The 23288-nt window shown below is 43.7% G+C and carries 21 protein-coding genes; 12 read left to right on the top strand and 9 right to left on the bottom strand.

Annotated features, from left to right (window positions below):
* Positions 1–1291: 1291 nt before the first annotated feature.
* The 4 genes from ACYVGZ_RS11730 to ACYVGZ_RS11715 form a co-directional block, all read right to left on the bottom strand.
* Positions 1292–2575, bottom strand: a complete 1284-nt coding sequence (locus tag ACYVGZ_RS11730; protein WP_460755688.1) for a TRAP transporter large permease — start codon at positions 2573–2575, stop codon at positions 1292–1294.
* Positions 2576–3097 (bottom strand): TRAP transporter small permease, encoded by a 522-nt coding sequence (locus tag ACYVGZ_RS11725; protein ID WP_460755685.1) that lies wholly within the window; start codon positions 3095–3097, stop codon positions 2576–2578. It abuts the gene before it with no gap.
* Between the two features lie 50 nt (positions 3098–3147).
* Positions 3148–4119, bottom strand: coding sequence for a TRAP transporter substrate-binding protein (locus tag ACYVGZ_RS11720; protein ID WP_460755683.1), 972 nt, complete (start codon positions 4117–4119; stop codon positions 3148–3150).
* A 236-nt stretch (positions 4120–4355) separates the two neighbouring features.
* Positions 4356–5075 (bottom strand): FadR/GntR family transcriptional regulator, encoded by a 720-nt coding sequence (locus ACYVGZ_RS11715; protein ID WP_460755680.1) that lies wholly within the window; start codon positions 5073–5075, stop codon positions 4356–4358.
* A 277-nt stretch (positions 5076–5352) separates the two neighbouring features.
* Here ACYVGZ_RS11715 and ACYVGZ_RS11710 point away from each other — a divergent pair, with 277 nt between their 5' ends.
* Complete coding sequence (locus ACYVGZ_RS11710) at positions 5353–6135, top strand: SDR family NAD(P)-dependent oxidoreductase (RefSeq protein ID WP_460755677.1); 783 nt, start codon at positions 5353–5355, stop codon at positions 6133–6135.
* Positions 6136–6198: 63 nt separating this feature from the next.
* On the opposite strand, the gene ACYVGZ_RS11705 is transcribed toward ACYVGZ_RS11710, so the two are convergent.
* Genes ACYVGZ_RS11705 through ACYVGZ_RS11690 form a run of 4 tightly spaced genes read right to left on the bottom strand, consistent with a single transcriptional unit; the run spans position 6199 to position 10160 of the window.
* On the bottom strand, positions 6199–7044 hold the full coding sequence (locus tag ACYVGZ_RS11705; protein WP_460755675.1) for an ABC transporter permease: 846 nt from the start codon (positions 7042–7044) through the stop codon (positions 6199–6201).
* Positions 7041–7874: an ABC transporter permease gene (locus ACYVGZ_RS11700; RefSeq protein ID WP_460755673.1), complete on the bottom strand. Its 834-nt coding sequence runs from the start codon at positions 7872–7874 to the stop codon at positions 7041–7043. The genes ACYVGZ_RS11705 and ACYVGZ_RS11700 overlap by 4 nt, the downstream gene beginning before the upstream one ends.
* Before the next feature lie 60 nt (positions 7875–7934).
* Positions 7935–9083, bottom strand: coding sequence for an ABC transporter substrate-binding protein (locus ACYVGZ_RS11695; protein WP_460755670.1), 1149 nt, complete (start codon positions 9081–9083; stop codon positions 7935–7937).
* 48 nt (positions 9084–9131) lie between these two features.
* A complete protein-coding gene (locus tag ACYVGZ_RS11690; protein WP_460755667.1) occupies positions 9132–10160 on the bottom strand; it encodes an ABC transporter ATP-binding protein in 1029 nt (342 codons plus the stop codon).
* A 170-nt stretch (positions 10161–10330) separates the two neighbouring features.
* On the opposite strand from ACYVGZ_RS11690, the gene ACYVGZ_RS11685 reads away from it, so the two are divergent.
* The 3 genes from ACYVGZ_RS11685 to ACYVGZ_RS11675 are packed head-to-tail and all read left to right on the top strand — an operon-like array spanning position 10331 to position 12926.
* Positions 10331–11104, top strand: a complete 774-nt coding sequence (locus ACYVGZ_RS11685) for an MBL fold metallo-hydrolase (protein WP_460755665.1) — start codon at positions 10331–10333, stop codon at positions 11102–11104.
* On the top strand, positions 11094–12125 hold the full coding sequence (locus ACYVGZ_RS11680; protein ID WP_460755662.1) for a LacI family DNA-binding transcriptional regulator: 1032 nt from the start codon (positions 11094–11096) through the stop codon (positions 12123–12125). The genes ACYVGZ_RS11685 and ACYVGZ_RS11680 overlap by 11 nt, the downstream gene beginning before the upstream one ends.
* A gap of 24 nt (positions 12126–12149) precedes the next feature.
* Positions 12150–12926, top strand: coding sequence for an inositol monophosphatase family protein (locus ACYVGZ_RS11675; RefSeq protein WP_460755659.1), 777 nt, complete (start codon positions 12150–12152; stop codon positions 12924–12926).
* Positions 12927–12945: 19 nt separating this feature from the next.
* Here the strand turns inward: ACYVGZ_RS11675 and ACYVGZ_RS11670 are convergent, their stop codons facing one another.
* Positions 12946–13827, bottom strand: coding sequence for a LysR family transcriptional regulator (locus ACYVGZ_RS11670; protein WP_460755656.1), 882 nt, complete (start codon positions 13825–13827; stop codon positions 12946–12948).
* Positions 13828–13982: 155 nt separating this feature from the next.
* On the opposite strand from ACYVGZ_RS11670, the gene ACYVGZ_RS11665 reads away from it, so the two are divergent.
* The 8 genes from ACYVGZ_RS11665 (at position 13983) to ACYVGZ_RS11630 (ending at position 23264) form a co-directional block, all read left to right on the top strand.
* Complete coding sequence (locus tag ACYVGZ_RS11665; RefSeq protein WP_460755653.1) at positions 13983–14687, top strand: CoA transferase subunit A; 705 nt, start codon at positions 13983–13985, stop codon at positions 14685–14687.
* A gap of 24 nt (positions 14688–14711) precedes the next feature.
* Entirely contained in the window at positions 14712–15371 is a 660-nt protein-coding gene (locus ACYVGZ_RS11660) for a CoA transferase subunit B (RefSeq protein WP_460755651.1), read from the top strand.
* Positions 15372–15396: 25 nt separating this feature from the next.
* Positions 15397–16572 (top strand): acetyl-CoA C-acetyltransferase, encoded by a 1176-nt coding sequence (locus ACYVGZ_RS11655; RefSeq protein WP_460755648.1) that lies wholly within the window; start codon positions 15397–15399, stop codon positions 16570–16572.
* A 149-nt stretch (positions 16573–16721) separates the two neighbouring features.
* Positions 16722–18101 (top strand): short-chain fatty acid transporter, encoded by a 1380-nt coding sequence (locus ACYVGZ_RS11650; RefSeq protein WP_460755647.1) that lies wholly within the window; start codon positions 16722–16724, stop codon positions 18099–18101.
* A 298-nt stretch (positions 18102–18399) separates the two neighbouring features.
* Positions 18400–19380 (top strand): lipid A deacylase LpxR family protein, encoded by a 981-nt coding sequence (locus ACYVGZ_RS11645; RefSeq protein ID WP_460755644.1) that lies wholly within the window; start codon positions 18400–18402, stop codon positions 19378–19380.
* Positions 19381–19542: 162 nt separating this feature from the next.
* Complete coding sequence (xylF, locus tag ACYVGZ_RS11640) at positions 19543–20541, top strand: D-xylose ABC transporter substrate-binding protein (protein WP_460755641.1); 999 nt, start codon at positions 19543–19545, stop codon at positions 20539–20541.
* A gap of 67 nt (positions 20542–20608) precedes the next feature.
* A complete protein-coding gene (locus ACYVGZ_RS11635) occupies positions 20609–22126 on the top strand; it encodes a xylose ABC transporter ATP-binding protein (RefSeq protein ID WP_460755638.1) in 1518 nt (505 codons plus the stop codon).
* A 1-nt stretch (position 22127) separates the two neighbouring features.
* Positions 22128–23264, top strand: a complete 1137-nt coding sequence (locus ACYVGZ_RS11630) for a sugar ABC transporter permease (RefSeq protein WP_460755635.1) — start codon at positions 22128–22130, stop codon at positions 23262–23264.
* Positions 23265–23288 lie beyond the last annotated feature (24 nt).

Raw genomic sequence — 23288 nt, 5'->3', positions numbered from 1 at the left:
ACGAGGGCTACGCCCTCGGTGTCAGATTCGCTTCGCGAACCGTGACCTACAAATTGCCCAAAATCCATGGAGATCATTTGCCGCCAATCGTAGGGCGCTGTTAGGCCGAAGGCCGTAATGCGCCGTTGCGAAGCACCTATATAACCGATGTTGGACACATCGGTTGTGGTTATCCATCTACTTGCGCCTGTCTCGTACCTCGACGCGTCAGCGTAAATAAATAACCGCAACCTATTAAATTTTATTGCATCCCCAATCGTAATGCGCCGCACCCATGATTGAACCAAATTGCGTTTGTGTAACATGAGGACTACGCCCACGGCTGTAGGGCGCTGTTAGGCCGAAGGCCGTAATGCGCCGTTGCGAAGCACCTATATAACCGATGTTGGACACATCGGTTGTGGTTATCCATCTACTTGCGCCTGTCTCGTACCTCGACGCGTCAGCGTAAATAAATAACCGCAACCTATTAAATTTTATTGCATCCCCAATCGTAATGCGCCGCACCCATGATTGAACCAAATTGCGTTTGTGTAACATGAGGGCTACGCCCTCGGCTGTAGGGCGCCGTTAGGCCGAAGGCCGTAATGCGCTGCTGGGTGCGAAGCGCCCATATAACCAACATTGGACGTATCGGTTGTGATTATCCATTAACCTGCGCCTGTCTCGTACCTCGACGCGTCGGCGCCTGCGTAAGTGCATAAACGCAACCTATTATATTTTACCGCATCCCCCAATGGTAATGCGCCGTGGGTGCGCCGCACCCATGATTGAACCAAATTGCGTTTGTGTAACATGAGGACTACGCCCTCGGCTGTAGGGCGCCGTTAGGCCGAAGGCCGTAATGCGCCGTGAGTGCGAAGCACCCATGATTGAACCAAATTGCGTGGTGTAACACGAGGGCTACGCCCTCGGTGTCAGATTCGCTTCGCGAACCGTGACCTACAAATTGCCCAAAATCCATGGAGATCATTTGCCGCCAATCGTAGGGCGCCGTTAGGCCGCAGGCCGTAATGCGCCGCTGGGTGCGAAGCATCCATGATTGAACCAAATTGCGTTTGTGTAACATGAGGACTACGCCCACGGCTGTAGGGCGCTGTTAGGCCGAAGGCCGTAATGCGGCGTGAGTGCGAAGCACCCATGATTGAACCAAATTGCGTGGTGTAACACGAGGGCTACGCCCTCGGCGTCAGATTCGCTTTGTGAATCGTGATTTTCGTATTTCTGTGGAGGCGTTATAGACATAAAAAAACCAGAGCCTAGGCTCTGGTTTTATGTTAACCATAATAAGTTAGTTTGTTAACAGGTTAGGTAGTGTCATTGAGATTGCAGGAACAAAGGTGACTAAAATCAATGCTGCAAGCATTGCAAGATAGAATGGCCAAATTGTTTTTACTGCTTTTTGAATGGTAACTCCACCTACAACACAGCCAACAAAGAGACATGATCCTACAGGAGGGGTACAAAGTCCTAAACCTAAGTTCATCATCATCATGATGCCGAAGTGAACTGGGTCCATACCGAATCCAACTGCAATAGGTAGGAAAATCGGAGTACAGATTAAGATCAATGCAGCCATGTCCATGATCATACCTAACGTAAGAAGCAGTAAGTTAAGTAGGATCAAGATCACAATAGGGTTGTCTGAAATCGAAGTGATGAAGTTCGATAGGACTGCAGGTACTTGATAGAAGGCAAGCATATAACCAAAAGCAGAGGCACAACCAATAAGGATCATTACCATTCCTGTTGTTTTGATTGAGCTGGTAACTGCCGTTAAGAATGAACTAAAGCTCATAGAACGGTAAACAAAGAAGGCAACGAGTAGAGCATATATTGCACCGATGGCGCCCGATTCGGTTACTGTGAACACACCTGAAAGGGTTCCACCAACCACTATGATTGCAGTGATTAAGCCTGGAACCGATGCTAAGAACGTTAAGGCTAGAGTTTTTAAGCCTACAAACGGTTCCGTCGGGAATTTCTTTTTGATGGCAATAAGGCGTGCAACAAACGCCAATAGGAAACACATCAAGATACCGGGAACAATACCTGCCATGAACAGGCTAGATATAGAGATACCACCACCTGCAGCCACCACGTATAAAATCATGTTATGGCTTGGTGGTATTACAATACCTGCAATTGAAGAGGTTACGGTTACGTTAACGGCATAGTCGTCGTCGTAGCCTTTCTCCTTCATAACAGGGATAAGAAGCGAGCCCAGTGCTGAAATGTCCGCAACAGCAGAACCTGAAATCCCGCCAAAAAGCATACTGGAAAATACGTTTACCTGAGCCAAACCACCGCGCATCCATCCAACAGATGCCGATGCAAAGCGAATGAGTCGTGCGGCGATACCGCCGTGTAACATGAGTTCGCCGGCAAAGATAAAGAAGGGGACAGCAAGAAGCGCGAAAGTCGACATGCCTGCCACAATACGTTGATAGCCAACCATTAACGGTAAGCCTTCAAACATAAAGGCTGAGATTGCGGCAATACCTAATGCAAAAGCAACAGGTACACCCATCACCATAACAGTAGCAAAAACCCCTAATAAGATAGCTAAACCCATTTAATTTACCTCCTTAGAAGCAGAAGTCTGAGGCTTAAGTACTTGGTATATGTCTCGAACAATGCGATCAATCGAGAAGACAAAAATCATGGAGCCAGATGCCACGACAGGAAAGTAACGAAATGCATCGCTGATACCAAGTAGAGGGATTTTCTTAGGCCAAGCAAAGTTAACAAGGTCTATCGCATTCATAGCCATTAGGAAGCCGAAAGTCGCCATTACCACATCAGCAAGAATGGAAATAGTTAATTGACCAGATTTCGGTAAGAACTGAGTGAATATGTCGACACTTAAGTGAGTTCTTTCATGAATGCCTACGGCAGCGGTAAGGAAACTGATAGTAATAACCAAGAGAAGAGATAATTGCTCCACCCAGGTTGGAGTATCATTTAAAACATAACGTCCAAAAACTAGCCAAGCAAAGGTGAACACTAATGTGATCATACCTAGGCCAGATATTAAGTTAGCTAATTTTTTGGTGTAGGTGAGAAGGTTGTCATAAAGACACAAGATATTATTCATAGTCTATCTCATAAAAAACGGGAACACTTATGTGTTCCCGTTAGTTTTACCTAGTCGATACTTTGAATCTCTTCAATGTAAGACGCTAAAACAGGTGTTGCTTGAATTGCTTTTTCATAAACTGGCTTCATAGCACTTGCGAAAGCATTGATGTCTTCAACTTCGTTGAATTTAACACCTGCTTTTTCTACTAGGCTACGACTCGCTGCTTCACGCTCAGCCCAAGATTTACGTTGCATCGCAACACTCTTGTCGGCTTCTACTTGCAGTGCCGCTTGGTCTTCTGCTGAAAGCTCATTCCAAGCTTTTGTGCTAACACATAAACACTCAGGAATGATCAAGTGGTGAGATAGAGAGTAATACTCAGCTACTTCATAGTGGTTAGTAGACTCGTAAGAAGGCGGATTATTTTCCGCACCGTCTACAACGCCTGTTTTTAGAGATTGATAAACTTCGTTGAAGGCCATTGGCGTGGCATTACCACCTAAAGCGGCAATCATGCCAACATAAAGTTCGTTGTTCATTACACGGAACTTCATGCCTTCAACATCACTAGGTTTAGTAATCGGTTTTACGCTGTTATAAAAAGAACGTGAACCTGCATCATACCAACCTAAAGATTTAATGCCGTAGTTAGACATGGCATCACTTAAACGCTGACCAAAAGGTCCGTCTAATACACGGTGCATGTGATCAACGTTTTTGAAGATAAAAGGAAGAGAGACGATGTTTGCTTCTGGAATTTCTGTACCCATAGGCCCTAAGCTAAAGCCTGCGAATTGTACAGAACCAATCTGCATCATCTGAATGGCATCACCTTGGCTACCAAGAACAGCACCGTTATACAGTGTACCTGATACACGGCCATCGGTTACTTTTTCTGCATTCTCAATGAAAGACTCTAGCGCGTCCGTAATAGGGTAGTCTTTATTGTGAATGTTCCAGCCTGTCCATGCAGCGAGAGTAGATCCAGAGAAAGCCAAACTGGCTAATGCAGCGGATGTGATAAGAGCTTTTTTCATTGTTTTTTTCCTCTTTTTATTTTGCTTCTTGCCAAAGCAGGGTTTTTTATTATTAGTGAGCTTATTTTTTACCCTATATCTAAAGTGAAAACAATAGTCTTATTGTATTATTTTTCAGAAAAGAGGTGCGTCAAATTTGAGATACTTAATGAACAGTTTAGACAGCTCTAGTCTAATAGCAAAGTAGGAAGATGAAAAAATGGAGCACTTAGAGAGTGCTAAATGCTCCTTGTGAATTAAGCTATGTCAGCTTCTGGCAAGTGGTGCTTCGAAGATTGCAAATGGTCAGAAGATACTGCTCGAGCTTTAGCGCTGTTGCCTTCCATAATGGCTTCATATATGAGCCTATGTTCATTCAAACACACATCACCATGTTTACTGGAGTGAATGATGAAGGTTTTAAACATAGTAGACAAAATATTACCAAAGGGGAGATAGAAGTCATTATTGGTAGAGTTAAAAATAAGGCGGTGGAAGTTCAGGTCTACTTCTGTCCAGGCTTCTTGATTAAAGTTTTCGCTGACTTTAACCATGCGATTAAAAGTCTCTGTTAGCTCTGCTTTTTGCTCTTCCGTCGCATTAACTGCTGCAAGGGCACAAGCTTCAGGTTCAACCGCTCTTCTTAAGCCAAGAAATTGGCTACAAAATTCCTCTAGGTCGCTCAGCCCTTCCATCCACTCTATCAATTGAGGGTCTAGAAAATTCCAATAAGGGCGAGGTACGACTTTAGTACCAATTTTTGGGCGTGACTCCAGTAAGCCTTTTGAAGTAAGTAATTTGATGGCTTCTCGAAGCGCAGTTCGGCTAACACCAAATTGATCACACAATGCCATTTCATTTGGTACGATGGAGCCCTGTGCGAGTTCCCCAGATAAAATGCGACGAGCTATGCTTCTGGCAACTTGCACGTGCAAACTTCTAGAAGAAGTTGAGATAGAAGAAAAATTATTTGTCATGATGATCCTGGCTATGTATACGGTAGAGTGATGCGTCGTGCTATTCCACATGGAATGATTGCTTGCTCTACAGCAGTTACGTTTTTTTATTATATGTTTTTTGCCAATTGTAATATATAACCTTGATAAAAGTGTTGATTATTCAAAAAATAATCACTAATTAGCTCACAAAATGATTGAATCATATAGAACTCAGTGGTGAAACTCTTGTGGATTCGCTAACCATCACATATATTAGTGGTATTATATTACTAAATAAGAATAACAGGAGTTTTATATGTTTCAAGATTTATCTGGGAAACGCGTTCTTATTACTGGTTCAACCGCTGGTATTGGCTTTGCTGTTGCGAAGTTATTTGCTCAGCAAGGAGCAAAAATTGCCATTAATGGACGCTCTAATAGCCCGTCTGCTAAGCAAGCTTTAGCTGAATTGCAAAATATAGCAGGTGAAGATCATGTGACCTATATAGCCGCTGATCTGACAAAAACTTCTGAGTGTGAGCAATTGGTCGCTAGCTTTGTAGAAGCGTTTGGTGGCTTAGATGTACTGATTAATAATGCTGGTGGTTTAGGTGGACGTTCTGGCCTAGAGCTGATTGATGATCATTTTTATGATCATGTGATGGACCTGAATGCTCGTTCAGCTTTGATGGTGACAAAATTTTCCATTCCTCATTTACGTGAGTCAGCAAAAGCTTCGGGTATTTCAACGAGTGTTATTAGCACGGGCTCTATTGCCGGAAGAGAAGGTGGCGGTTTAGGGGCTGGAATTTACGCGGCTTCTAAAGCTTGGTTACATAACATCCACCGTAATTGGGTAAAAGAATACAGTAAAGACAATATCCGTTTTAACATTGTGTCGCCAGGTACAATAGATACCGAGTTTCATGCAGATAAAAGTGATGAATTGAAAGAAAAAATTGCTGCTAGTATCGCTTTTGGACGCTTTGGTACCAGTGAAGAACTAGCACCGTCCTATGCTTTTTTTGCTTCTCACCAGTGTAGTGGCTATATAACGGGGCAAATTTTAGATGTAAATGGTGGCCAAATGGCCCCCTAGAACATTTTTATTATTATGAAAAAAGGGGAAACGAAATGCTTCCCCTTTTTAATATTAGACCTTCTATTTACCTATTTTAGATAACATTTCAGGGCTCATAAATCGATTAATGAGCAGCATAAATAGAATGGAAGGGACTAATAATATCAGCGCCGTTATAGAGGCTATTTGATAATTTCCTTCCATACTGGCGGTATATAAGAGTAACGGAAGAGTTCTGATATCAGGGGCTCCAACAAAAAAAGTACCTGTAAACTCATCTAATGACTCAAGGAATACAAAGATACAGCTGGCAATGATGCCGGGCATAGCCTGAGGCAAAATAGCATGGAAAAAAGTATAAATAGGTCCAGCACCAAGGTTACGTGAAGCCCTTTCTAATAATGGGTCTGTAGTCGAAAATGCCGCAACGCAAATCCAAATGGAAAACATGAGTCCATGTACCGTATGTACTATTACGACGCCCACCACAGTGCCGTTGAGATTAAAGTCGTAAAAGATACGCGCTATGTTCATGTAGACGGTTAAATTTGGAAAGGCTTGCGGTAGCAAAAACAACAACATCCAAAAGACTCGTAGAGGAATGCTTTGTTTACTAAGTGCATACCCGGCTGGCACGCTAATCAATAAACAACAAAATACGGTTAACAATGCAATCACTATGCTGGTTAGCAAAGAACCAGACACATCGCTGTAGGGGTTGAACACTTGGTGCCAATACTTTAGTCCCCATTCATTTGGTAGCGCATTAGGAAAATACCAGGACTCAGCGACAGTCCAAATAAGCAAATTGGTTAATGGCCCAAAAATAATGAGAGCAAACACGAGAATAAAGAGCGCTTGCAACCAAAAAGATAGGTTAGAGAAGCGAGTCAATATTGACACTTGCAAAGGTTTAAATGCGTTCACGATGTTGCCCCCTTTTCCTTCAGACTATGACGTAAATAAAACCAAGTCAGCGCAGAACAAATCGCATAGGAGACAAGGCCAAGGGCATTGGCGACCGAATAGTCACCGTAAGAGTTAACACGAAACGCCATATCAGCGCTAATCATGGTGGGAGTACCTGTGCCAATCATAAGTGGTACAGATAATACGGACATCATGGTCACGGTAGATAAAACAAGTGCAACTCCAAGAGTTGTTTTGGTTTGCGGTAATATAATATGAAAGAGAATTTGAAACCTTGAAGCGCCAAGGTTGCTTGCGGCTCTAAGTTGAGTCTGCTCTAAAGCACTCATAGCCCCAGCCAGCAATAAAGTGGTAAATGCCAGTTGTTTCCAAACTAATGTAATGATGATGCCACTCCAGTCGAGAAAAGAGACGGTTTGTAATGGCGTCAGAAAACCGGCTGCAACAAAAGCATTATTCATTAAACCGTTTTTTGCTAAGAAAGTTCGCATCATTTGTGCCGTCACAATAAACGGAATAAACAATGGCAGTTTGTAAATCAAACCTAGTAGCCGAGTTAGCTTTTTAAAAGGCGAAAGAATAATTAAAGCTGCAATAGCAACAGATAAAACGGCGAGAATCGCGACACTAGAAAATACAATAATAATTGTGAACAAAATATCTGATGAATAGAGCTCAAACGCTTTGACCAAATGAGAAAGAGTAAAGCTACCTTCATAGCGAATAGCGGAGAACACAGATAAAGCTAATGGATACAAGAAGAATAACCCGACCATAAGCGCTGCGGGCATAAGTAGCCATAAATAGAGCGTTGCTTTAGTTTGCATAACGGAACCTTGTTAAAAGACTCACTCTGATCAGCACTCTCATCAGAGTGAGTAACCTAGTTAGTTAGAGACTTGGCGCTCATAACCTTCTTTTATGTCGTCAAAATATTGAGCAATTGGGAAGCTCTTGCCGTAGTTGGCAAGATCTGCAGGTGAAATCTCTTGAAAGAGCTTGTTCCAAGAGGCCTGATCCATTTCACTTTGAACATGCTGAGCGTCAATGCCTGGGTACCAATTAAAGCGCTTCACTATGCCTTCTGCTTGGATTTTCGGGCTAGTGGCTAGGGCAACAAATTTACGCGCTAAGTCTTGGTTGGTGGCCTTGGCTGGAACAACATAATACATAGGCTGACCAGGCATGCCCGGAGCGATTAAAGAAAGCTTCATACTTGGTGGAATCTTGCCTTGCTCTTTCCAGCTGTAAAACATATCGACCCAAACAGGGCCCATAAAAATCTCACCACGATTCAGCATATCCAGTGTGCCAGCGTTACCCGGTGTGAAAGTGACATTTTTATTAAAGGCCTTTAGGTCTTGATAAGCTTGTTGCCATTGAGACTTTGTTTGAGCATTGTAAGGCCCTTCTGAGAGCGTTTTTGCATTGCTACCATAAGCATATATCCAGCCCGTAACAAAGCTGACTCCCGACATACCGTTTTTGATGCCGTTATAGCCGAACGCTTTAGGGTTTTCTTGGGTCCATTTCACCAATTCGTCATATGATTTAGGCGGATTGGTGATGAAGTCGCTGTTGTAGGCAATAGCCGTTTGGCTGTGGAACATAGGCATAACATAGCCATCGACATTCGCTCCTAAAGCATTTACCGCAGTATTGCGGCTGACTAAATGTCCTGTTTCAATGTCATCACGAAATTTAGAAAGCAACTGGTTATTAGCCATCTCGCCACCTATTTTTTGGTGAACAACGGCAACGTCAATATCCCAGTTTGATTTACCAGCTGCTTGCTGAGCTGATAGTTTCTCTAAAATTTTATGTGAACCCGCATCTCCTGGGCCCGTACCTACTACGTTGATTTTGACCCCAGGGTTAGCGGCTTCAAATTTTGGAGCTAGGTAGGTTTTAACGTAATCCACCATATTTTGACTACCCGCAGTGGCGACATTAAGTACCGTTTCTGCGTGCGCACTGATTGATAATTGAGTAAGGCCAATGGCTGCAATTGCCGTTAGTTTCGCTTTGCTAAACATGATATCCCTCATTAATGAACTGACATAAAAATGCTTGTTGATGCTGCGTTAGACCAACTGGTCATAGACATGCAGCGCTTCGTTAGGAACGCGTAACACCACGGAGTAATTGACGGGCAAGCTCTGATCATGGTGAGCTTGAAAAGTGTGCTCTCCGCATTGCACACTAATTCGATAACTCTTACCCAAAAACACACAACTGATGACCTGCCCATTTATGGTTAGGCCGGTTTTATCGTCCGTTTTTGAGGTCTCAATAATGGCGTTTTCACTGCGAAAGAACAGTTTGACAGAAGCGCTTTTAGACGTTCTGGAGTCAGGCAGGAAGTGAATAATACTCGTTTCTTGTGGCCAGACTAATTGGTTATCTGCTCCCATAAAATCCGCTACAAATGGCGTAGCTGGCTGATGGAAGATCTCTTCAGGTGTACCTAACTGTTCAATACGACCTTGGTTTAAAATAGCAATTCGATCCGCCATCACTAAGGCTTCTTCTTGGTCATGGGTAACGATAAGAGAAGTAAAGCCCAGCTGTTTTTGTAGGCTTTTAATTTCATGGCGAACACGTAAGCGTACTTTCGCATCCAGGTTAGATAAAGGTTCATCAAGAACCAAAACGTCAGGGTTGATGGCTAATGCTCGGGCTAGCGCAACTCTTTGACGCTGGCCGCCAGATAAAGAGGTGACTTTTTCTTGGCCTAGACCGTTGAGATTAAGCGTTGTGATTAACTCAGCAACACGTGCTGCGATTTGAACTTTTCCAACCTTACGAACCTTTAGGCCATAGGCGATATTTTGTTCAACTGTCATGTGTGGCCACAGAGCATAGCTTTGAAAAACCATAGTAATGTTGCGGCTTTCTGGTGGCAGTTGGCTAATGTCTCTCTGCCCAGCTTTAATGCTTCCACCAGAAATAGGAACAAAACCACATAGGGCATTTAAGAAGGTTGTTTTCCCACAACCTGACGGCCCTAACAGGGCGATCATTTCGCCTTCATCAAGAGCTAAATTAATATTGTCTAAGATGGTTTTATTACCATAACCCGCTTGTAAGTTTTGAATTGCTAAACCTGTCATACTTGCTCCGTAACCCTTTGTTTGCACTTCAAAGATATTTTTTATAAAAAATGAACACGTGTTCACTGTTCTGTAAAAAAAATGTCATCTTGAAGCGACATTATTGAGCCTACTTTGTCGTATCTTTATGACATTTTAATTAAACAAAAAAGACAGATTTGTGAGATGTGATGAAAATTGACGTAATTGGTAGTGGCAGCGCATTTTCAAAAGTAAACAATACTTCCTCAATCCTCATTGAGGATGATCAAGAAAACCAATGGCTTATTGACTGTGGTCCGACAGTACCAAGAGCACTTTGGCAGAGGAATAAAAAAATAAATGACATTCAGGTTATTTTTTTTACTCATATTCACCCAGACCATAGCTCAGGTCTTTGTGCTCTTATTAATCATTGGAAGAGCTTTAAGCGCCATGCTCCGTTAGAGATTTATTGTCAGCAAGCGCAGCAAGCTTGTTTGAAATCTCTAATCGAATTAGCAATTTGGCCGGAACAAGACATTTGTTTTGATATTCATTGGCACGATATTCCAGAGCACTTTGTTTGGCAAAATTGGACATTAAGCACAGCATCGACTCAACATGAGATGTCTAACCTTGCCCTAAGAGTGGAGTGCTCTGGGCAGTCGCTATTTTATAGTGGTGACGGTAGACCCACTGAAGAATCAATTGCTTTGATGGATGGTGTTGATCTGGCTTTTCAGGAATGTGCGTCTTTTCATTCTTTACCAGAGGACAGTTCCCACGGGGATTTGGCAGATTGCCTAAGGGTATTTGAACAGTCTGATATTGGGCACTTGGGATTGTATCATTGCTATGACAATGCCATTGAGCCACTGCAGCAAGCGCTGTTATCCCACCCACATGTTTTTGTTAGTCATGACGGGCTCATTATTGAGCTAAGTAGTATTAGTTCAGGTTTAGGAGAGCCTCATGGCAAATAGTAAAAAGACTACTACGGTTACGGCACAAGATGTTGCCTTGAAAGCTGGTGTATCAAGAGCGGCAGTGTCTAGGACCTTTACGAACAATGGTAGCATTGCTCCTAAAACACGAGAAAAAGTATTAAAAGCCGCTAAGGAATTAGGGTACCAAGTAAACTTTTTAGCACAAGGGTTAAATCGTAAACGCAGTCAACTCATTGGTGTGGTTGTCGCCAGATTGAGCGATCCATTTAGAAGTCACTTGTTAGAAGGGTTATTAGAAGAAATCCAAAATAAAGGCTATCAAGCTTTGGTCATGGAGGTTCGTAATCCGCAAGCGCTCGAAGACATAATACGTCGTTTTACCCAGTATCGAGTATCAGGCGTAATAGTTACTTCCGGTCAGCCCCCTGTCGAACTTATCCAAGAGTGTGTGCATCATGATATTCCGGTTGTTGGTATAAATCGGTACATGGATATACCCAATGTAGATTTTGTCTGTTCTGATAATGAGCAAGGGGCCTTGCTCGCGTTGGAGCAGTTAATGTTGCACGGTTGCCGTCACTTATTGTGGCTGAACTACCACAAGTCCACCTGGGGGGGCATTGAGCGTGGAGAGGCCTTCAGAAGAAAAATTCAAACCATAGCCTCCGATTTAAGACCACACCTAAGTGAATTAACTGCTCCTCATGATGGTTACGAAGGAGGGCGCAAAGCAGCTCAAAAATGGTATGAGCAAGGAGGGGCTGTGGATGGCGTTTTTTGTGCTAATGATCAACTGGCCTGTGGCTTTTTAGATGCCATGAGAGAGCTGGGGCTCGAGCCTCCAAGAGATTTTAAAATCATAGGATTTGATGATACGCCCCAGGCATCTTATTACAGCTATCAACTATCCAGTGTTGCTCAAAATATCGGCGAAACTGCCAAGCGAGCCCTGCATTGTTTAGCGACTCGCGGTGCTAACCCAAGTATAGAGCAACGCATTGATCGAGTGCCGGTTGAATTAGTAAGCCGGCAAACAGCGCCTTTTAAAGCCAATTGATTCATTTATTGATAAGGAAATACCATGCAAGCAACAAAAAACATCTACCTAATTGATGCGGTGAAAGAAGTCGGGCTGCTTGCTCAAACGTTACGCCAAGAGGGATTAGAAGTAACCGTAAAAGGTCGCCAAGACTTTGTTTCGCAAGCGGACATTAAGGTCGAAAAGCTACTTAAAGAGCGCATTCTTGAACGTTACCCAGAGGATGCGATTCTGGGCGAGGAGTCGGGCTTGTCTTTACTATCAGAAGGTCAAGGCATCTGGGTAATCGATCCCATTGATGGGACGACCAATTACATGCAAGGAATGGATTACTGGTGTATCTCAGTAGCTTATTGGGTGTCAGGCCAAGTGCAGGAAGCCTATGTATACGCGCCGGATAAGAATGAGTTTTATCATGCTAAAAAAGGGCAGGGAGCGTATTTAAATGGGCAAGTTTTGTCTGTTAAAGAGCCTGAGCAAGGCCAAGCCATTATTGGATTAGGGCGCTCGAACCGTAGGCCCTTGGATTGGTATCTGCAAACACTATCCGTGCTTGATCGCAACAATATAGAGTATCGCCGTTTTGGGGCAGGAGCGCTAATGCTTGCTCAGGTAGCGGCAGGCTATGTGCATGGTTACTTTGAAGCCCACCTGAACAGTTGGGATGCATTGGCAGGCCTGCTAATTATTGAGGAAGCGGGTGGTAAGGTATCTGCGTTTATTCAGCAAGCAGAGCAACTGACAGAAGGGAATTACGTGTGGGCAGCCACTCCAGATTTATGGCAGTCGATTCACCCTAAATTGCAAGCATTAACCTAACAGAGCTTAAATCTGACAGTTATTGGTAGGTACTAATAAGTACATCTAGCATGGCTGCGGCAGCTCTTGATAAATTAGAGCGCGGTTGGCAAATTACGCCCACCCGCCGCGCTATAACTGGTGAGGTAACAGGACGACATACTGCCCCTTGCTCTTCTACTTGTCGGCGGCAAAGGGCAGGGACGACTGCGACCCCCATGCCCTCGCTGACCATTCGGCTGACAGTAGTGAGCTGGTGCGCATCGAAAGATACATGCAAATCTATTTCGGCATCTGTTAAAGCGGTTTCTATCATTGCCCTCACACTGGAAGGTCGTTGTAAGCTGATAAAATCGTAGTGAAGTAAGTTTTGCCAAGGGATCTCAGCCTCTTTTGTTAAAGGGTGTTCGGCAGGCAATATAGCCATAAACCTATCTTCATAAAGAGGATAGAAAGCCATATCAATAGGGACAAAAGGCTCAAATGAAATTCCTAATTCCACCTGATTATTACTCACCATGTCCACGACTGTGTCTGATAGTACGTCGTTTATTGCGACCTGAATACTTGGGTATACCTGGTGGTAGTTTTGAATAGCTTTCGGTAACAAAGAAGCGGCAAAAGAAGGCATGGCCGCTATGGTGATCTTGCCTAATTGCAAAGCAAAGCGTTGTTTCATTTCGTCTTCAGCATTTTCCCACTGAGCCAATAAGTTCTTAGCGATTGGTACTAATGCTTCACCTTCTGGGGTGAGGGCAATTGTTCTAGTGGTTCGGGTCAATAATTTACCGCCTAGATTGTCCTCTAAGTTTTTAATAGAAAGGCTAAGAGCAGGTTGAGATAAGTGTAATTGATTGGCTGCACTGGCAAAGCTCATGCTTTGAGCAACCGCGAGAAACGCTTTAATTTGTTTGATGTTCATTTAAAAAACTTACTAATAAATATATTTTTTAAATTTAATTTATTTATCTATCTAGGTCAAACTGATTGCAGTGCTTAAGGGCAAGGTATTTCTCTACTTCCTTCCCTAATTTCATACTAAGCAATAAAACACCGACTGATAATGGGAGAATAATAATGGCGGGTTTTGATAAAGTAGTTTCCTCTTATGCAGAGGCACTAGCAGGGCTACAAGATGATATGACCGTATTAGCGGGAGGTTTCGGCCTTTGTGGCATTCCTGAAAACCTCATTCAAGAGATTAAACGAAAAGGCACCCGTGGCCTCACTATCGTATCTAACAACTGTGGTGTAGATGGCTTTGGACTAGGCATCCTGCTTGAAGATAAGCAAATCCGCAAAATGATTTCCTCTTATGTAGGCGAAAACGCCCTATTTGAAAAGCAGCTTTTAGAAGGTGAACTCGAAGTGGAGCTGACACCACAAGGCACCTTGGCAGAAAAAATGCGAGCGGGTGGAGCGGGTATTCCAGCTTTTTACACGGCAACCGGTGTTGGAACTCCTGTTGCTGAAGGCAAAGAAACGAAAGAGTTTAATGGTCGTGAGTACCTGTTAGAAGAGTCAATTACAGGGGATTTCGCCATTGTTAAAGGTTGGAAGGCGGATCGCTACGGTAATGTGATTTACCGTCATACTGCGCAAAACTTTAATCCACTGGCGGCCACGGCAGGTAAAATTACCGTTGTGGAAGTAGAGGAAATCGTAGAAGTGGGTAAGCTTGAACCGTCACAAATACAGACCCCCGGGATTTATGTAGACCGTGTGATACAAGGTGATTTTGAAAAGCGTATTGAACAAAGAACCGTAAAAACTGACGCTTAACATTCTAATAATAAGAGGTGAAAGATGGCACTTTCTCGACAACAAATGGCGCAGCGTGTAGCCCAAGAATTACGCGATGGATTCTATGTGAATTTAGGCATTGGTATTCCTACCTTAGTTGCCAATTATGTTCCTGAAAATATGTCTGTGATGTTGCAATCTGAAAATGGTTTGCTTGGCATGGGGGAGTTCCCGACAGAAGAAACCATTGATGCCGACATGATCAACGCCGGTAAGCAAACAGTGACTGCGGTACAAGGGGCGTCTATTTTTTCATCGGCTGAATCTTTTGCCATGATCCGTGGTGGGCATGTTGATTTAACTGTGTTGGGGGCGTTTGAAGTGGATGTGAGCGGTAATATTGCCTCCTGGATGATTCCCAATAAGCTAGTAAAAGGTATGGGTGGGGCAATGGATTTGGTGGCAGGCGCAGAGAACATCATTGTGACCATGACTCACGCCTCTAAAGCGGGCGAATCTAAGCTACTTTCAGCTTGTTCTTTGCCACTGACGGGTAAGGGCTGTATCAAAAAAGTTCTGACAGATCTTGCTTGGCTGGAAATTGAAGAGGGAGCTTTTGTTCTTAAAGAGCGCGCTCCTGGGGTAAGCGTTGAAGAGATTCAAGCTAAAACTCAAGGCAAACTGATTGTGCCTGATCAAGTTCCTGAAATGGTATTCAACTAATAGTTAAAGGTTTGAGGAAACAGCAATGAAAGCAGTTATTGTTAGCGCTGCCCGCACCCCAATAGGTGCATTTAACGGCGCCTTATCTTCCCTCAGTGCAGTAGAGCTAGGTACACAATTACTCACAGGCATGCTTGCTAAGCAACCAGACTTGTCTGCACATATTGACGAGGTCATTCTAGGTCAAGTGCTGAGCGCTGGTTGCGGACAAAACCCAGCCCGCCAAACCGCTGTCAAAGCAGGGTTGGATGTATCCGTGAGTGCCATGACCATTAATAAGGTTTGTGGCTCAGGTCTTAAAGCAGTGCAATTGGCAGCTCAAGCCGTATTGGCTGGCGATGCTCAAATGGTCGTTGCTGGTGGTCAAGAAAGCATGAGCCAAGCGGCTCATGTCTTACCGCAAAGCCGTAATGGTAAAAAAATGGGCAACTGGCAAATGATAGACACCATGATCAGTGATGGTTTGTGGGATGCCTTTCATGATTATCATATGGGACAAACCGCTGAAAACATTGCTAAGCGTTGGGACTTTAGCCGTGCTCAGCAAGACGAATTTGCGGTGAATTCACAGCGTAAAGCGACTTACGCTCAAGCGCAGGGTATCTTCGCTGAAGAAATCGTTCCAGTGTGTATTCCGGTCCGCAAAGGCGATCCTATTGTGGTAGAGCAGGATGAGCAAATTCGTCCAGACTCTTCAATAGAAGGGTTAGCAAAGTTACGCCCTGCTTTTGCTGAAGACGGCACAGTAACGGCTGGCAATGCGTCGACATTGAATGACGGTGCTGCCATGGTGATTGTGACCACAGAAGAGAAAGCCAAGCAACTTGGTTTGCCTGTATTAGCGGTGATCGAGGCCAGTGCCAGTGCTGGTGTCGAACCTGAAATCATGGGGACAGGCCCAATTAGCGCCAGTAATAAGGCTCTAACGAAAGCAGGTTGGCAAGTGTCTGACTTAGACCTTGTAGAAGCAAATGAGGCCTTTTCAGTTCAAGCGCTATGTGTCAATCAAGAACTCAAGCTTGATGCTGAAAAAGTCAATGTAAACGGTGGTGCAGTAGCGCTAGGGCATCCTATCGGTGCCTCTGGCTGTCGTATACTGGTCACTTTATTACATGAAATGACACGTCGTGATGCCCAAAAAGGCTTAGCCACTCTCTGCATTGGTGGCGGCATGGGAGTCGCAATGTTGGTGTCTCGCTGATGCCGAGTAAAAAGCATCATTTTTAACTTATGCCAAAAGCATAAGGAAGGTACGGATTAGACTCTACAGAGAATAGGGTAAATTCGTACCTTCTCTTTTTTTGTCTTCTATCGAAGACACCTACAAAAAAAATAATTATAGGGACGACTATGACAACACAAACGGTTCAGCTGACCTTTCTACAAAGACTAAGTAAGTTTTTTGTGACCCTGTTACAACGCTACTTACCCGATCCATTTATTTTTGCCATTGTATTGACCTTATTGGTTTTTGTGTTGGTTATGCCAAGTACAGGCCAAGGTCCAATTCAAGTGGTAGAAGCTTGGGCTGGGGGCTTTTGGAAACTACTGACTTTTGCAATGCAAATGGCTTTAGTGGTGGTGACGGGCCATGCTATGGCGAGTGCCCCAGCATTTAAAAAGAAACTTGCCATGCTTGCCGGCATTGCGAAAACACCGGGTCAAGCCATTATTCTTGTTACCGTAATTAGTGCGGCAGCGTGCTGGATTAACTGGGGTTTTGGTTTGGTTGTAGGGGCTATTTTTGCTCGTGAAATCGCAGCGCGAGTGAAAGGCGTTGACTATCGCTTACTCATTGCATCTGCATACAGCGGTTTCTTGTTCTGGCATGCCGGTTTATCTGGCTCAATTCCATTAGCCATTGCCAGTGGCAGCAATAATGAAGTGGTGACTAATGGCGCTGTTGTGGGGGCTATTGCTACATCAGAAACGATTTTTTCAACCATGAACCTAGTTATTTTAGGAGCCATGTTTCTAATTATTCCTTTGCTTAATCGTCTAATGCACCCTTCTGCTCAAGACACATTGAGCATTGACGCAGCGCTGGTTAATGAAGCGCAAGAAGAAGTAGAAAGTAAAGATAAAGCTGATATGTCTCCAGCAGAACGTCTGGAAAACAGCCGTTTACTCTCTCTATTACTGGGCGTGTTAGGTTTCACTTATGTGATCTACTATTTTGTTAATAATGGTTTTGCCCTTAATTTAAACATAGTGAACTTTACCTTTCTATTTGCGGCGGTACTATTACATGGCACTCCGAAGAGCTTGCTAAACTCTGTGTCTCAAGGGGCTAAGAACTGTGCGGGGATCTTACTGCAATTTCCTTTTTACGCGGGCATCATGGGGATGATGACAGCGACAGGTGATTCAGGCGCTTCCTTAGCTGGCTTGATTTCTCAAGCTTTCGTTTCTATTTCGACAGAGACTACTTTCCCATTATTTACCTTTATCAGTGCCGGAATAGTGAACTTCTTTGTTCCCTCAGGTGGTGGTCAGTGGGCGGTACAAGCTCCTATTATGATGCCTGCAGGTGCTGAGCTTGGAGTGGATGCTGCGAAAACCGCCATGGCAATTGCATGGGGCGATGCTTGGACGAATATGATTCAACCTTTTTGGGCGCTTCCTGCTTTGGCCATTGCTGGCTTGGGGGCAAAAGATGTAATGGGATATTGCATCATGGCTTTATTTGGTTCAGGCATTATTATCTCAATTGGCCTATTACTCTTCTAAGTTGAGCTCAAGGAATAAGCCGTTGTAGCCCATTTAGTCTGAATGGAATTATGACGGCTTTTTTCTTGTTTTCTAGCGGTTAAACGCATTTTGTTCTCAAATAATATACTGGCATATCTATTATTCTTTTTCTTCGATTTACCCCTCCAATTGTCGTATTTGTGTAAAGAAGTCCTTGTTTGTTTCTTGCCATTTTCCGGTGTTTTTATCTTACAAACCTTATTATCTAAACATGTTTAGAGCACAGTTTGGGCTGCACTAGCCAAACTGTTTTGAGTGAAGATATTAAGGTAAGAAAGTGAAAAAAATCCTCCTAGTCTGGTTATCTCTTTGGGTTGGTCCTGTTGTTGCTGAAATGAATTGGGCTTCTCTCACGTTTGATAATGACGCTTTTGTTGGTAAAGATAGTGGCTATACAAATGGTTTGTTTTTATCGACCTATCGAGTGAGTGAAACAGGGGAATCAAACCTCACTCCTAGTATTTGGGTATCACCATTACTTTGGACCTTACCTAAAGGTGAGGCAAGAAGAACCGGCAGCGTTAATAGTGTTGGGCAAATCATGATGACTCCAGAAGACATTCAAATAGCTCGCCCAGATCCTGATGGAATCCCTTATTCCGCGCTTCTAAGCTATTCCAACTTATTTATTAAAGAAACGGCGAAGTATGCTGATCGGGTAAGGACCACTGTTGGCTTAATTGGCCCTTATGCGTTTGGTGAAGAATCCCAAAGCTTTATTCATGGCTTGATTGGTGCCGCAGAGCCACAAGGTTGGGACTATCAGTTAGATACAGAGCTGGTTTTTGAGTTTTCAAGAGGGCGTATATGGCGTAGTTGGGCATCGAAAAATGATACAGCAGACATATTGTTAGGATTGGATGCTAATTTGGGGACCTTACGTAGCTCAGTCGGCTCTGGAGTGATGTTACGCTACGGGGAAAAGCTCGACTCTTCCTATTCTAGTGCCTTGCTAACCGATTCTCGTATTTCTAACCCAGTAGCTATACAAGGTGGTTGGTATGTGTACACGGGCCTACAGGTTGAATACGTATTGAATGATATTTTCTTAGATGGCAATACGTTTGAGTCAGGCCCTTCTACTCAATACGATCGCAGTACCGGGACACTGACGGCAGGTGTTGCTTATTCGTGGGGTGACCTAGCATTGACTTTTGCTTTGAATGCGCCACTCTCCGTTGCTTCAAGCAACTCTGAAGAGGTTGAGCAGATGAACAAATACGGTACGATTACTCTTTCTTGGCCGCGCCAAAGATAGCTTAAAAAGGAGTGCGAAAGTGGGGTGAAAGCCCCACTTTTTTGTAAATAAGGCTATTGAGAAACAAAAAAAAGTAATTTCTTAGCTTCTCTGATCCATCTACATTCTTATCTACTCCTTAGAGAGTCACTTCAATAAATAAGAATAAAAGGAAACGAGAAGATGAAGAAGATGTTCACATTAGGGTTAATCGCTGCGTCTGTGATGAGTGCTGTTCCTGCCATGGCAGCAGGAGAAAAGATTGGTCTACTCATGTCTGATCTGCGCCTAGAGCGCTGGCAGAAAGACCGTGATTTGTTTACTGATGCAGCAGAAGCGATGGGCGCTAAAGTTTATACTCAATCTGCTAATGGCAATGCGAATACTCAAATATCACAAGTAGAGAACATGATTTCTCGCGGCGTAGATGTGTTGGTCATTGTACCTGAGAATGGCGAAGTGCTTGGCAATGTTCTGGCAGAAGCGAAATCAGAAGGCATTAAAGTACTTGCTTATGACCGCTTAATTAAATTTGCGGATATCGACCTCTATGTTTCCTTTGATAATATTCGTGTTGGTGAAATGCAGGCGCAGGCTTTATTAGACCGTAAGCCTAATGGCAATTACTTTTTGATGGGCGGCTCTCCTACCGATAACAATGCAAAAATGTTTCGAGAAGGACAAATGAATGTCCTACAACCTGCTATCGATTCTAAACAAATTTCCATAGTCGGTGATCAATGGGCCATGGGTTGGTCTGCCGAAGCAGCACTTAACATTATGGAAAATGGTCTGACCGCCAACGCCAACAAAATTGATGCTGTTGTTGCATCTAATGATTCTACCGCAGGTGGCGCGATTCAAGCGTTAGCCGCACAGGGGTTGAGTGGTAAGGTTGTGATTTCAGGTCAAGACGCCGACCTTGCAGCAATGCGTCGTATTGTGGATGGTACGCAAACGATGACGGTATATAAACCTATTTCAAAACTGGCGAAAACCAGTGCTGAAATGGCTGTTAAACTGGCTCGTAATGAATCAATTCAAACTAATGGAACAGTAAACAACGGTACAAAAGACGTTGAAGCAGTTCTACTTACCCCAATTTCAGTCACTAAGGATAACCTGGACAATACCGTTATTGCCGATGGTTTCCACTCTCACGAAGACGTTTACAGCCACTAATTGCTATTAATGTTGATGACATGACCCCTGCTACTAGGGTGTCATGTCGATTAATTGAGGTAAGAAAATGAAGCATTCCTTACTAGACATGCGTGGGATTGTAAAAAGTTTTTCTGGCGTTAAAGCATTAGATGGCGTCAGCATTTGTCTAGAGGCAGGGCAGGCACTATCTGTTTGTGGAGAAAATGGTTCTGGCAAATCGACTCTGATGAAGGTGTTGAGTGGCGTCTGGCCATATGGAACCTACGAAGGCGAAATCTATTTTGCGGGTCAGCAAGTTAAAGCAACAAGCATACGAGACACTGAACGTTTAGGTATTGTTATTATTCACCAAGAGTTGGCATTAGTGAAAGAGCTCTCTGTCATGGAGAATATCTTTCTGGGTAATGAATTGGGCTCACAAGCTTGGTTGAATGACGATAGCATGTACCAAAGAAGTGTAGATTTGCTCGCTAGAGTCAAATTGGATGTAGACCCAAATGTTAAGGTCGCAGAGCTAGGGGTTGGACAACAGCAGTTAGTAGAGATCGCTAAAGCACTGAATAAAGACGTCAAACTTTTAATATTAGATGAACCTACTTCCTCACTAACGGCAAAAGAAATTCAAATTTTATTAAGTATAGTGCATGAGCTAAAAGCGCAAGGAATTGCCTGTATTTACATTTCTCATAAGCTGGACGAGGTTTTAGACTTATCCGATCAGGTTGTGGTCATACGCGATGGCAAGCAGATTGCCACGACTCCCGCGCAAGCACTCACTCAAAATGACATTATTGCCATGATGGTGGGAAGGGAGCTTGATCAACTTTATCCTAGAGAAGCCCATCAAGTCGGCGATGAAATTCTTAAAGTCAGCCATGCATGTGCGCGTCAAATGGGAGCGCCTACAGAGCAGGTTAAAGATGTTAGTTTTAGTCTGAAACGCGGCGAAATTCTAGGTATCTCAGGCCTAATTGGTTCGGGACGCACGGAATTAATGCAGTGTATCTACGGCAGTTATCCTGGCCAATATAGTCTAGAAATAGAGCTGGAAGGGCAATCGATAAAGGTGTCATCTCAGCGCGCCGCTCTGGCAGCCGGCATCGCTATGGTGCCGGAAGATAGAAAACGACACGGTATTGTTCCCATTATGGGAGTGGGGAGAAACATTACATTATCGGTCTTGGAACAGTTTTCTACCTACGGACAAATGAAAGAAGACCAAGAGCAGCAGGCAATAGAAGAGTCCATCGCGAGGCTAAAAGTGAAAACGGCTAGCCCAGAGTTGGCGATCAAAAATCTCAGTGGCGGTAATCAGCAAAAAGCCATTATTGCCAAATGCTTATTAAATCAACCGAAAATCTTAATTTTAGATGAGCCTACACGGGGTATCGACGTGGGAGCAAAATATGAGATTTACAAATTGATGTACGCCTTAGTTAAAGAGGGGATGTCCATCATTATGGTGTCATCCGAATTACCAGAAGTGATTGGCATCAGTGATCGAGTATTGGTCATGCATGAAGGCCAGCTAAAGGGTGAATTTAACGCCGAGGGGCTTACTCAAGAAATGATAATGAATTGTGCTATTAAAGAGGGCGCATAAGATGTTTACAAAAATAAAAACACATCACCTGCAGTTACTGGCTATGTTAGCAGCCATGCTGTTTATTGTGATTTTTTTTTCCATTGCTACGGAAGGGGCTTTTATTACCCCGAGAAATATTTCTAACTTATTGCGTCAAACTGCCATAGTGGGGATTCTCGCCATTGGCATGGTATTCGTAATTATCAGTGCCGAAATAGACCTGTCGGTCGGCTCTATGATGGGCTTGTTAGGCGGTATAGCGGCCATACTCGATGTTTGGTTTGACTTGCCTATTGCCTTAACAGTACTGATCACTGTTGCCACCGGGCTTGTGCTCGGTTTGTTTAATGGCTGGTGGGTAGCCTATCAAAAAGTTCCTTCTTTCATAGTGACTCTGGCAGGTATGTTGGCCTTTCGAGGCATCTTAGTTGGTATTACCGATGGTGTCACGGTGGCTCCAACATCCCCTTCCTTGGCTCAAATAGGGCAAAGCTACTTACCAACCAGCTGGGGAGGCAGTGTCATTGCCCTCGTTTGTCTGGGGATTTTAGTGAAGGTCTATCGTAAACATAATAAAGCTTCAGTTGCTAAAACCAGTAGCACGCTCAAGCCCGTTACCTTTGAGTATACCAAAGCGGTTTTTGCTGTGCTGGCATTGTTGGCATTGCTTGCGGTGTTAGAGAGCTATCGTGGTATTCCTACACCTATCCTAATCATGGGGAGCCTGATCTTGTTTGCCACTTATATAGCAAAGAAAACGGCGTTTGGTCGACGTGTCTATGCGATAGGAGGAAACATTGAAGCCACCCGCATGTCTGGTGTGAACGTTGAAAAAACCAAGATGTTTGTGTTTGGTTTAAATGGCATTATGGTGGCAATTGCCGCACTGATCCTAACGGCTCGGCTAGGAGCAGGCTCACCAGCAGCGGGTAATATGGCTGAATTAGATGCGATTGCTGCATGTGTCATAGGTGGAACCAGCTTGGCGGGTGGTATTGGTACAGTATTTGGTGCCATTATGGGGGCCTTAATTATGGCCAGCTTAGACAATGGTATGAGTATGTTAGATGTGCCTACCTTTTGGCAGCTTATTGTAAAAGGTGGCATTCTCTTGTTAGCAGTTTGGCTTGATGTAAAAACCAAAAAGAGCCATTAATTAAAAGAGTGGAATAATATTTCA

This window comes from Marinomonas epiphytica (assembly GCF_054780655.1).
The sequence above is the reverse complement of the archived record's forward strand: the minus strand, read 5'-3'. Positions and strand labels throughout refer to the sequence as shown.